Origin of the sequence: Streptomyces sp. NPDC093586 (assembly GCF_044764905.1) — a bacterium.
Lineage (GTDB): Bacteria > Actinomycetota > Actinomycetes > Streptomycetales > Streptomycetaceae > Streptomyces.
Genome location: NZ_JBIWJA010000016.1, coordinates 19,022 through 30,184 on the forward strand (window position 1 = coordinate 19,022; position 11,163 = coordinate 30,184).

Here is an 11,163-nt window from a genome sequence, read left to right on the forward strand (position 1 = left end):
ACCCGCGCGGTACCGTGGGAGGCATGCCAGCCCTGAACGTGGAGTTCAGCGACCGCGAGCTCGAGGACCTGCGGCAGATCGCCAAGGAGCGCGGCACATCGATGAAGGCGCTCGTACGGGAGGCCGCCGCCGCCGACATCGCCCGGCACCGGGCGCTGCAGGAGGGCGCGGAGGCGTTCCGGCGGTTCTTCACCGCCCACGCCGACGAGTTCGCGGCCGCCTTCCCCGACGACGAACCACCGCCCGCCCGGGACGAGGGGCGGGCCGCCTGACCCATGGCACCCGCCCTGCACATCGACGTGCCCTGGCTGCTCCAGCGTCACGAGGAGGTGCTGCCGGAACAGCCCACCATCAACGACTTCTCCGCACTGGTCGCCGCCGTCGCCCGGCACCGCGTCGATCCGCCCCGCCTCGGGGTGGACTCCGACCCCGCCTGGCGGGCCGCAGCCCTGCTGCACACCCTCGCCGTGCTCAGGCCCCTGCCGTCGGCCAACGCCCGCTTCGCCTGCGCGACGGCCGTGGCGTACATGTTCGCCAGCGGGGTCGGCATCGACCCGCCCTACGGTGCCCTGGTCGACCTCGCACGCGACCTGCTCACCGGCGACGCCGACGTCTACGCGGCGGCCGACCGGTTGCGTTCCTGGCAGATCTGAGCCCGCCCGGGGCGCCCTCCCCGGGGCCGTCGACCGAGGGCGGGGGATCGGGGCCGGCGGCCCTCGCGCGGGAGAGCCGCCGTCCCGCGCCGGGCCTTCCGAGAAGGGCCGTCGCCAGTCCACCACACGGGGGCGTGCGCCGGAGCGTGCGCGGCACACCGGTGCGCGCGCGCCTTTCACACGGGGCGCGCCGACACATCCGAAAGCCGGTGTATACAGCATCGGTCGGCGTGGAATCCGGTTTTCCTCCGCAGCGGCCCCGACGTCCCCCGCGCGCCTTGTTGGGCATGAGCGGTTTGTGCGACAGTGAAGCACTCGTGCGGGGGACGGAGGCCGGGGCGCGCACGCACCGTGGAGAACCGGGCCCGATTTCGCCGTGGCGAATTCACGCCCCCTCCACGCCGCACCCGAAGGATACGCACCCATTCCCTTTCGGTGACCGGAACGTCTGAGTCTTCTGTGCGTGGGAAGGGAGCAGCCCAGTGCCCACCCCCCACCCCTCTCGTCCCGTCCCCCCGCCCTCCGGCGGGGAGCCCGGGGAGTCCGACGAGTGGCTGGCGGCCCGGCTCCGGGACGGCCCGGAGAGCGCGGCCTCCCGGGCCGCCGCCCTGCTGGCGGCCCGGCACTGGCAGCCGGCCCACGACTACGCGGCCGTCTGCCTCGCCACGTCGGGGCAGCTCACCGCCATGGTCACCGCCGCCGCCCAGCACCGGGTCCTGGACCGGCTCGCCCAGGGCGAACCGGCTACGGCCCTGCGCCCGCGGCTGCTGGTGGCCGTGCGCGACACGGTCCGCCAGTGGTCGGCCGACGACGCGGTCACCGGTGTTCTGCCGCAGCTGCTGAAACCCGCCGGCGGGCGCGGCATGCGAGCCGCGAGATCCCTGATTCCGGAAAACCGCGCACTGGCCGCGCGCGCATTCGCGTCCCTTCCCGGACCGGCCCGCTGTTTGCTGTGGCACACGGAGGTCGAGGGCGAACCCGTGGATGTGCCGGCCGGTCTGCTCGGCATGGACACCGACACCGCTTCCGCCACGTACGAACAAGCGCGTGAGCAGTTCCGGGACGCTTGTCTGCAGGCGCACCGGCAACTGGCGCCCACCCAGGACTGCCGCTTCCACCACCGTCTCCTCGACGTCCCGATCCGCCGGGGCGGCGAGCTGCCGCCGGACGTCCGGAAACATCTGGCGGAGTGCCGGCACTGTCGGCACGCGGCCGAACAACTCGGCCACTTCGGGCGCGACCTGGGGCCGCTGATCGCGGAGGCGGTGCTCGGCTGGGGCGCCCGGCGCTATCTCGACTCCCGTCCGGGCCGCGCGGACCGGGGCGCCCCGGCCAGGGCCGCCGCCCGGCACCGTGGCGGGCGTCCCGGCCCCCTGGCCCGGATCCGCGTGCCCGTCCGCCGGCTCCCGGGCCGGCCGCGCTCCGTCCGGTCGGTGCTCAGAGGAGTCGGCGCCGCCTCGGCGGGAGTGCTGGGGATCGTGCTCGTGGTGAACGTGTGGTCGTACGACGGCGGCGGCGCCGACCCGGCCGCGTCCCCCAGCGCCGTCGACGGCCGGGGCACGGCGTCCGCGACCTCCCGCCCGAAGCCGCCCGGCACCGCCGGGCTGCCCGCGGCCGCGGACGCCACCCGCCTGCGCAACGTCGCCGCCGGCCTCTGCCTCGATGTACGGGGCGAGCCGAAGGCCGGGACGGGCGCCCGGCTGGCGACGTGTTCCGAGGCGTGGACCCAGCAGTGGACCCTGGAGGACGACGGGCTGCTGCGCGGCGTCGCCGACCCCGGGCTGTGCCTGGACTCCCGGGCGGACGCCGGAGTCGTCGTTCTCGGCACCTGCGCCGACGAGGGCACCGGGCGGGGCGACGACGTGCGCTACGACCGCACCGCACAGGGTGCGCTGCTGCCGCGCCGGCAGAGCGGCCTCGCCCTCGCCGCCACCGCCGACGCGCCGGACGCCGACGTCGTCGTCACGGTGTACGACGGTTCCCTCGGACAGCGCTGGCGGATCGAGAAGGCGCCGGCGGGGGACGGCTCCCTGCCGATCGCCGGGACCGGCTCCCCGGACGCGCGGCCCGTGGAGCTGCCGGGCAGACCCTAGGACCTCGTCCTCTGCCCGCAGGGACGATCACCCGGCCGAAGCCCTGCGGAGCCAAGACCGTCTCCTGTGCGGTGAGGCCGACGAGGTGTAAGAACATCTCACGGCCACGGTCCGCGAGCAGGTGCCCGCATGAGTGCGCGTACTCATGCGGACCGCGCGGCACCGGCCGGGGACTGCGTCGAGAACTCCAACTCGGGCCGGTCCCACGCCACTGCGGGCGGGTTCGCGGAGGCGGTCCCGGTACGCAGCGCGCCCACGCTGCGGTAGAAACCCTCGGCCGGAGGATGCGACACCACCCGGACACGGTCCAGCCCCGCCGCGCGCGCCTCGGACTTCATGTGCTCGACGAGCAGCCGCCCGACACCACGGCCCTGCGACCCGTCCTCGACGAAGAGCAGGTCCAGCTCCGGCGGCAAGAGGACGAGCGAGTAGAAACCGAGCACCCGGCCCGCGTGATCACCGGTGTCGACGGCCACGAAGACCCGATGCGTTTCGATGTAGTCGGGCCCGATGCGATAGTCCGCGACCATCGCCGCGTACTGGCCCTCGTAGGCACGCGAGCCGCGCACGAGTCGCGTGAGCCGCTTGGCGTCCCGGGCGACGGCCCGTCGTACGGCGGGCTCGCCACGCACTGACGTAATACTCGGCTGCATATGGAGCATATTACGCATACGGAAAGGGCCGGGGCCTTCGCGCCCGGCGCCGGGCAACCCGGTGCAACAGGAGAGCCGAAGGCCGACGCGGAAGGGCGTCGGTCGCCCTGGACCTGTGTTCCGTGCGGTGGGGCGGCGGCCGGGACGTCCTCCAGGGGCTCAGGCGCGCTCCTCGACGAGGTCGGTCGGTCCGGGCGTGGTGGGGGAGGAGTGTCCCGCCAGGGCGAGCGTCAGGTCGAGTTCGGCGAGCAGGCAGCGGATCACGTGCTCGACGCCCGCCTGCCCGTCCAGGCCCAGGCCGTAGACGTAGGGGCGGCCCAGCAGCACCGTCCGCGCGCCGAGCGCCAGCGCCTTGAAGACGTCGTCGCCGGTGCGGACGCCGCTGTCGAACAGCACGGCGAGCCGGTCGCCGACCGCCTCCGCCACGCCCGGCAGCGCGTCCGCCGCCGCGATCGCACCGGCCACCTGGCGGCCGCCGTGGTTGGACACCACCACCCCGTCCATCCCGGCGTCGGCGGCGAGCCGGGCGTCGTCCGGGTGCAGAACGCCCTTGAGGACGATCGGGCCGTCCCAGTTCTCCCGCAGGAACGCCAGGTCCGGCCAGGTCTTGCCCGGGTCGGAGAACATGCCGACGAAGTGCGCCACCGCCGCGTCCGGGTCCTCGTGCACCGGCTTGGCGAGCCCCGCCCGGAAGGCCGGGTCCGAGAAGTAGTTGGCGGTGCCCACGCCGTGCAGGAACGGCAGGTACGCCTGGTCCAGGTCGCGCGGGCGCCACGACAGCAGCGGGGTGTCCAGGGTGACGAACAGGGCCGTGAACCCGGCCACCCTCGCCCGGTCCAGGAAGCTGCGGGCCACCTCGCGGTCCTTCGGCCAGTACAGCTGGAACCAGCGCTCGGCGTCGCCCATCGCCTCCGCGACCTGCTCCATCGGCGTGCTCGACGCCGAGGACAGGACGAACGGCACGCCCTGCGCGGCGGCGGCCCGGGCGGCGGCCGGCTCCGCGTCCGGATGCATGATCGACAGCACGCCCACGGGCGCCAGCGCCAGCGGGGCCGGCAGGGCACGCCCCAGCACCTCGACCGAGAGGTCCCGCTCGTGCACGTCCCGCAGCATCCGCGGCACGATCCGGCGCCGTTCCAGGGCCCGCCGGTTGGCGCGGGCCGTGGAGCCGTCACCCGCGCTGCCCGCGACGTAGCCCACGGGGCCGGGACCGAGCCGCCGTTCGGTCAGCTCCTCCAGGCGGGTCAGGTCGGTCGGCAGCCGGGGCACCGCGCCCGTCATCCCGTTCAGGTAGATCTCGTACTGGAAGTCCGCCCAGTGCTTCGCCATCCGTACGTCCCGCCTCTCGTCGTCGAGCTCGCGCGCCGTCAGCACCATACTCACGAGTAGGGCGAGGGGTTTCGGCGGATGCCGGACTGTTTCGGGGATGTTTCCGGTCGATCGGTGAACGCGTGGATCACGCCATCCGGCCGGAACGCATGATCAAGAACCGCCTCGTTCCGGACGTGGAACGTTCCAATCCCGTGACTTCCCGCCACTGATTCAATACGCAAGGTTACCGAAATCCGGGGGGTCGAGATGTGTTCCGGCGGCGGACTCGGCAGACTCGCGCTCGCCGGTCCGGCACCCACCGGTCCGGGCCGGCGCCATCCTCGAACCGAGCGGAAGGATGCACACGATGCGGAACACCGCGCGCTGGGCAGCGACTCTGGGCCTGACGGCCACCGCCGTCTGCGGGCCCCTCGCCGGGGCCTCCCATGCCTCCCCGGCCACCGCCCCCGCGTCGCTCCACGCCCCCTCGGCCCTGGTGCTGACCGTGGGGCACGGAGAGAGCGCTGCCACCACCGCGCCGCTGCGCGCCGTCACCCTGACCTGTACGCCGGGAGCCTCCGGCACCCACCCGGCCTCCGGCCCGGCCTGCGCGGAACTGCGCGGCGCGGGCGGGGATCCGGACGCCCTGACGGACGACACCGGTGTGCGGTGCACCCGGGAGTACGCCCCGGTCGTCGTCACCGTCGACGGTGTCTGGCAGGGTCGGCGCGTCTCCTACGAGCGCACCTTCGCCAACGAGTGCGTGAAGAACGCGAGCGGTACGAGCGTCTTCGCGTTCTGAGAGACCGGGACCGCGCGGTCCGCGCGACGTGACCGGCTGCTCGTCGCTGGGGAGTGCGAGCGCCGCCGCGTGGACGTGCGGCGGTCCCGCACCGGGGGCGGCGGACGGAGTGGGGCCGTCCGCCGTTCCCCGGCATCGGAGGACGTGGAACCCTCAGCCCTCGTCCGGCGGCCCGCCGCCCGGCCCCGACGACCGGGCGCGGTGGCTGGTGTCGCACCAGGGATAGCGCCGGCTGCGGCGACAGGTGCACAGGGCGACCCGGAAACGGTCGGAGGACACCGTCGTCCCGTCCTCCAGCTCGACCTCCACCGGCCCCTCCACCAGCATCGGCCCCCGGCGCTGGACGGTGATCCGGCGGGGCGTGTCAGACGGGGAGTTCGGCACGGACGACCACCAGCTCCTCCTCGTTGTCGGCCAGGGACAGCAGACCCCGCTGCCGCAGCCAGCGCTCCCGGCCGCGCAGCACGGGTCCGAAGGCGATCCGCTGCCGCCGGGTCACCGCGGCCTTCAGACCGGCCGCCCGCAGATGCCCGACGGTCTGCCCGGGATCGCTCAGCGCGGACTGCACGAGCAGCAGCACACCACCGGGCTTCAGCAGGGCGGGCACCTCCCGGCAGATCCGGTCCAGCACCAGCCGGCCGTCGTGACCCGCGTCCCAGGCCCGGGCCGCACCGCGCGGCCGGCGGCCGCCGCCCGGCGCCGGAACGTACGGCGGATTGGCCAGGACGAGGTCGAACGACTCGCCCCGCACCGGGGCGAAGAGGTTGCCGCGCAGCACCCGGAGGCGTACCCCGGCCCGCGCCGCGTTCAGCCGGGCGGCCCACACGGCACGCCGTGACACGTCCACCGCCGTGACCCGGCAGCCCCGCCGGGCCGCCGCCAGCGCCAGGGCGCCCGTGCCCGTGCCCACGTCCAGAACGGCCGCACCCGGCGGCAGCGACTCGTCGGCCAGGGCCCCGGTCAGCAGGGTGGTGTCCTCCTGAGGGGCGTAGACGCCCGGTAGCACCATGAAGTTCACGTCAACCCACGTACCCCGGCGGTCACGGAGTATGGGAGGCTCCGCAGGGCTCGCGGGACTCGTCCGCCGGAGGGGTGCGCAGGGACGAGCGGCCGGCGCGCCAGTCGGCGAGCAGCCGGTCGGCGAAGCGGTCCTCCAGGAAGCCGGTGGCGTCGATGCCGAAGGCGACGTCCGCCGCGAGGTGCGGCTCCTGCTCCAGCAGCCCCTCGATCACCTCGTGCCGGACGATCTGCTCGTGCACCGCGTCGGCCTCGACGTGCTCGTCGTAGAAGTGCTCGGCGGCGGGCCCGGCACCGGTGCGGCGCATCGCCTCGGCGAGCCGCCGGGAGCCGGGCGACGAGGTGATCTCGACGGCCGCGAAGTGACCGACCAGGGCGCCGCGCAACGCCCGGTGCAGGCCGAACAGGGACATCATGTTCACCGTGGCCAGGCACTCGGCCGAGGCCGCGTCGAGATGACGTCCGTACGCCGTGTCCAGCCCCAGGTCGCTCATCAGGTCGGCGAACAGCCGGGCGTGCACCCGGTCGGCGCGGCCGCCGCCGTACTCGTCGAACTCCACCGCCGCCATCGCCGCCTTCGCGCGGCCCCACAGCCGCGGCAGCACCCACGCGTGCGGGTCGGCCTCCTTGAGGTGGTACAGGGAACGCTGGGCCGCGTACTCCCGCAGGTGCCACAACTCGCCCTCGTCCCGCAGGAAGTGGCTCACGCCCTCGCCGTCGACGGGCTCGACCAGCAGCGCCCCGATCGCGTCCGCCACGCTGTCGTGGACCGGTGTGTCGGCGCGCAGCGCGGACAGGAAGCGGTCCTCCAGCGCCGCCCGGACGCGCAGCAGACCGGGGTCCCACTCCAGGCCGGGGGACACGCCGGCGAAACCGCGGTAGTGCAGCTCGTAGCACTGGTACAGGGCGAGCTGGAGGTCGTCGCCGTACGGTGCCGCCGCGGCGGCGTCCTCGGGGCGGGGGAGCGGGCCCGTGCCGAGCAGATACGAGCCGACGGCCGCGGAGAGCGGGCCCCGGGCCGTCGGCAGCTGTGGTTCTTCGCGGACGTTCTCCATGCGACGCGGGTACCCGGCCGGCGCCGTCGCATCCGTGCCGTGCCGGGCTCCCGCGGCGCAGCCCTACTCCTTGCCGGACTCCTCCTGAGCCTCGAGGTTCGGGGAGGTGGCGTCGCCCGCCTCGCCCCGGTGCCGCCGCTCCTCCGCGGACTCCGGGTCGCGGGTCTCGGCCTCCTCGATCTCGCGCATGACCTCCTCGATGGCCGTCTCGGGCTGCTGGTGGTCGCGGTCGCCGTCGTGGGACACGAAGCGCTCCTCTTCTCGTTCTCGTTCGGCTCGGTGCGGTCGTCGGCCCCGTCGCCGGGGCCCGTGGTGGTGTCAGTCCGCCGTGGCCGCGATGCGCAGCGGCACCGGGCCGGGGGCGGCGGGCTCGTCGTCGGCGCGGACGGTCTCCGCCCACCAGGACGGGCCGTCCTCGATGTGGCGCAGCAGGATGCCCTCGCGGATCGCCCAGGGGCACAGCGTCACCGACTCCAGTCCGGTCAGCTTCATCGCCGTGTGCCCGACCACCGCGCCCGCCAGGCTCTGCGCGGCCCGCGGCGCGGAGATGCCGGGCAGGCGGGCCCGTTCGGCCGCGGGCAGGACGGCCAGCCGGCCGACCGCCTGCTTGAGGTCCGCGCAGGTCATCCGCCGTTCCACGAAGGGTCCGTGGCGTCCCGGCAGCGCCCCGCACAGCCGACCGAGCTGCTGGAACGTCCGTGAGGTCGCCACCGCCGTGCGCGGCCCCTCCCAGCGGATCCGGGCCGCGACGTCCCGCAGCTGGTGGCGGACCCCGCGGCGCAGCGCCCGCAGCTGCTCCGGGTCCGGCACGTCCTGGCCGCCGGCGAGGAACTCGTGGGTCAGCCGCCCGGCCCCCAGCGGCAGCGAGGCCACGAAGTCGGGCAGCCGGCCACGACCGAAGGCGACCTCCAGCGAGCCGCCGCCGATGTCCAGCAGGGCGAGCGGGCCCGACCGCCAGCCCATCCAGCGCCGTGCCCCGAGGAACGCCAGCTCGGCCTCCACCTCGCCCGGCAGGGTGCACAGACCGACCCCGGTGCGCTCCCGGACGGTGCGCAGCACCTCCCGGCGGTTCGGCGCGGTACGCACCACGGCGGTCGCGAAGGCCAGCGGGTCGGCCGCACCCCACCGGGCCGCCGTCCGGCTCGCGTCGTCGACCGCCGCCACCAGCCGTTCCACGGCCTCCTCGGGGACCGGGGCGCCCGGCGGGACCTGCTCGGACAGCCGCAGGCGCCACTTCGCCGTGTGGACCGGCAGCGGAACACCACCTTCCGCGTCCGCCACCACGAGCCGTACGGTCTTCGACCCGACATCCACCACGCTGATTCGCATGACAGCGCAGGTACCCACTTGCGCGCCGGTCCAACTGCGCCCCGGCCGGGCATCGCCGGACGCTGTTGGTTAATTCGGGGCCCGCGTGACGTCGGTCTCCCAGACCCGGTTGTGGTCTTGGAGACCGACGTTGCTGTAGGGGGAGATTGTCGATGTCGTTGCGGCCGGTGGCGCCAAGGGAGGTCCCCGAAGAGACCGCGCGGGTGGCGAAGGCTGCCTTTCCCAAGGGCAGCCTGGCGATCCGGGTCCGGGACGAGCTGGGCCCGCTGTTCACCGACGACCAGTTCACCGACCTGTTTCCATCACGGGGCAAGCCCGCCTGGTCGCCGGGGCGGCTGGCTGTGGTGCTGGTGCTGCAGTTCGTGGAGGGGCTCACCGACCGGCAGGCCGCCGAGGCGGTGCGGGCAAGGATCGACTTCAAGTACGCGCTCGGTCTGGAGCTGACCGATCCCGGCTTCGACTTCTCGGTGCTGTCGGAGTTCCGCGACCGCATCATCGAGGCAGATGCCGGGCGGCGGGTGCTGGACGGCATCCTGGATGCGGCCCGGGACAGGGGGTTACTGGTCGGCGGCGGGAGAGCACGGACCGACTCCACTCACGTGCTGTCGGCGGCGCGGGAGCTGCGCTGGCTGGAGATGGTGGCGGAGGCTTTGCGCGCCGCGCTGCACGCGCTGGCCCTGACCGCTCCTGAGTGGCTGGACCAGATCGCTGAGCCGGACTGGTTCAGGCACTACGCCACCCGGGCCGAGGACTCGCGTTTCCCCAAGGCCCGCTCGAAGCGGGAGGAGATCGGCCGGCGGATCGGCGCCGACGGCATGCGGCTGCTCCAGGCGGTGACCTCGCCCAATGCGCCGTGTCATCTGCGTGCTCTGCCGCAGGTGGAGGTCCTGCGGCGGATCTGGGTCCAGCACTTCCACCTGGTCGAAGGCGAGGTGCAGCGCCGGGCCCCAAAAGACCGCCCGCCGGGCACACAACGCCTGGTCACCCCCTATGACACCGAGACTCGCACCGGCTCCAAGCGTGACCTGGACTGGGACGGCTACAAGGTCCATCTCACCGAGACGTGCGGCCCCGACGTCCTGCACCTGATCACGAATGTGGTCACCACCGCCGCCGCGGTCAATGACGACCGCATGGCCGCTGCGGTCCATGCCGGGCTCGCCCGGCGGGAACTGCTGCCCGAGGAGCACTGGGTCGACACCGGCTACGCCAACAGCCCCGCCATGGTCGCAGCCCGCCGCGACTACGGCGTCGAGCTGCACGGCCCGCTTCAGCCGGTCAACAGTGTCCAGTCCGCGCGCGGTGACGGATCCTGGGGCCAGGACGCCTTCACCATCGACTGGGACAACCAGCGAGCCACCTGCCCGAACGGCCGCACCAGCAAAGCCTGGGCCGTGCACAGCTCACAGCGGCGCATGCCCGTCATCCGGGTCGCCTTCTCGGTGCTGGACTGCCGTCCCTGTCCCCGCCGCAGCGACTGCCTCAGCACCCCGACGGCCCAGCGCCGACAGCTCACCCTGCGGCCACGCGAAGAGTACGACACCCTCCAGCAGGCTCGTGCCCTGCAAAAGACCGATGGGTGGAAAGAGCGCTACAAGATCCGAGCCGGCGTCGAGGGCACCATTGCCCAAGGCGTCCAACGCTGCGGCCTGCGCAGATCCCGCTACCGCGGCCTGGCGAAGACCAGCCTCCAGCACCAGCTCACGGGCGCCGCGATCAACCTCGCCCGCATCGACGCCCACCTCACGCAGACGCCTCGGGCCCACACCCGCGTCTCACACTTCGCGGCACTTCTGCCGATCGAGCAGTGAGCCCTGAATAGGGCGGCCGATATCGGACGGCCAACTGGGCCTGACACGCGCCACGAAGTCCGCGAAGTCCTCCCGCAGATACCGCGGATCAGACGGCTTCAGCCGGACCTGCTGACGGCTGTCCGCCCACCAGACCTCAAAATCAGCGACCGTGCCTTCGGCGGGCCAGCGTTCCTCCCGCTCCGGCAACAGCAGGACGTCGACGAAGCCACCGACGTCCAATCCGATGTCCACGAAGATCCCGATTGTCCCAGGTCTGGGCACCTTCACGACAGTGCCCCGGAAGACCTGGCCGAAGCACAGATACCCCCGGATCCGCTCCCACTCCGCATCCGTAACCACGGAACGCATCTTGGCAGCCACGCCGCACGCGGATCAGCCCGATCCCGGAGTGAGCGCGGGCTCACACCAAGATCGGGCTGAATTCGCCAACAGCGTC

Annotated in this window: 13 protein-coding genes; 5 read left to right on the forward strand and 8 right to left on the reverse strand. The window is 73.6% G+C overall.

From position 1 onward, the window contains the following. Positions 1-23: 23 nt before the first annotated feature. The 3 genes from ACIRFH_RS18370 (at position 24) to ACIRFH_RS18380 (ending at position 2,746) form a co-directional block, all read left to right on the forward strand. Positions 24-272 carry a hypothetical protein gene (locus ACIRFH_RS18370; protein WP_403521747.1) on the forward strand — a complete coding sequence of 83 codons (249 nt, stop codon included), beginning with the start codon at positions 24-26 and terminating at the stop codon, positions 270-272. Between the two features lie 3 nt (positions 273-275). Then, entirely contained in the window at positions 276-653 is a 378-nt protein-coding gene (locus tag ACIRFH_RS18375) for a toxin Doc (protein WP_403521749.1), read from the forward strand. 482 nt (positions 654-1,135) lie between these two features. Next, positions 1,136-2,746, forward strand: coding sequence for an RICIN domain-containing protein (locus ACIRFH_RS18380; RefSeq protein ID WP_403521751.1), 1,611 nt, complete (start codon positions 1,136-1,138; stop codon positions 2,744-2,746). A gap of 143 nt (positions 2,747-2,889) precedes the next feature. On the opposite strand, the gene ACIRFH_RS18385 is transcribed toward ACIRFH_RS18380, so the two are convergent. Both ACIRFH_RS18385 and ACIRFH_RS18390 read right to left on the reverse strand, forming a co-directional pair. Continuing rightward, positions 2,890-3,399 (reverse strand): GNAT family N-acetyltransferase, encoded by a 510-nt coding sequence (locus ACIRFH_RS18385; RefSeq protein WP_403521753.1) that lies wholly within the window; start codon positions 3,397-3,399, stop codon positions 2,890-2,892. A 159-nt stretch (positions 3,400-3,558) separates the two neighbouring features. Continuing rightward, positions 3,559-4,728 (reverse strand): lactate 2-monooxygenase, encoded by a 1,170-nt coding sequence (locus tag ACIRFH_RS18390; RefSeq protein ID WP_403522007.1) that lies wholly within the window; start codon positions 4,726-4,728, stop codon positions 3,559-3,561. 349 nt (positions 4,729-5,077) lie between these two features. Here ACIRFH_RS18390 and ACIRFH_RS18395 point away from each other — a divergent pair, with 349 nt between their 5' ends. Then, positions 5,078-5,512, forward strand: a complete 435-nt coding sequence (locus ACIRFH_RS18395) for a protease inhibitor (RefSeq protein ID WP_403521755.1) — start codon at positions 5,078-5,080, stop codon at positions 5,510-5,512. Between the two features lie 153 nt (positions 5,513-5,665). Here the strand turns inward: ACIRFH_RS18395 and ACIRFH_RS18400 are convergent, their stop codons facing one another. The 5 genes from ACIRFH_RS18400 to ACIRFH_RS18420 form a co-directional block, all read right to left on the reverse strand. Continuing rightward, positions 5,666-5,896 (reverse strand): CDGSH iron-sulfur domain-containing protein, encoded by a 231-nt coding sequence (locus tag ACIRFH_RS18400; protein ID WP_403521756.1) that lies wholly within the window; start codon positions 5,894-5,896, stop codon positions 5,666-5,668. After that, positions 5,877-6,521, reverse strand: coding sequence for a HemK2/MTQ2 family protein methyltransferase (locus ACIRFH_RS18405; protein WP_403522009.1), 645 nt, complete (start codon positions 6,519-6,521; stop codon positions 5,877-5,879). Before ACIRFH_RS18405 ends, ACIRFH_RS18400 begins: the two co-directional genes overlap by 20 nt. A gap of 31 nt (positions 6,522-6,552) precedes the next feature. After that, positions 6,553-7,584: an iron-containing redox enzyme family protein gene (locus ACIRFH_RS18410; RefSeq protein ID WP_403521757.1), complete on the reverse strand. Its 1,032-nt coding sequence runs from the start codon at positions 7,582-7,584 to the stop codon at positions 6,553-6,555. Between the two features lie 63 nt (positions 7,585-7,647). After that, positions 7,648-7,830 carry a hypothetical protein gene (locus tag ACIRFH_RS18415; RefSeq protein WP_403521758.1) on the reverse strand — a complete coding sequence of 61 codons (183 nt, stop codon included), beginning with the start codon at positions 7,828-7,830 and terminating at the stop codon, positions 7,648-7,650. Between the two features lie 72 nt (positions 7,831-7,902). Then, positions 7,903-8,913 carry a Ppx/GppA family phosphatase gene (locus tag ACIRFH_RS18420; protein WP_403521760.1) on the reverse strand — a complete coding sequence of 337 codons (1,011 nt, stop codon included), beginning with the start codon at positions 8,911-8,913 and terminating at the stop codon, positions 7,903-7,905. A gap of 152 nt (positions 8,914-9,065) precedes the next feature. Between ACIRFH_RS18420 and ACIRFH_RS18425 the strand changes: the two genes are divergently transcribed. Then, positions 9,066-10,724 (forward strand): IS1182 family transposase, encoded by a 1,659-nt coding sequence (locus tag ACIRFH_RS18425; RefSeq protein WP_403521762.1) that lies wholly within the window; start codon positions 9,066-9,068, stop codon positions 10,722-10,724. Here ACIRFH_RS18425 and ACIRFH_RS18430 read toward each other — a convergent pair. After that, positions 10,689-11,087 carry a hypothetical protein gene (locus ACIRFH_RS18430; RefSeq protein ID WP_403521764.1) on the reverse strand — a complete coding sequence of 133 codons (399 nt, stop codon included), beginning with the start codon at positions 11,085-11,087 and terminating at the stop codon, positions 10,689-10,691. The genes ACIRFH_RS18425 and ACIRFH_RS18430 overlap by 36 nt on opposite strands. Between the last annotated feature and the right edge of the window lie 76 nt (positions 11,088-11,163).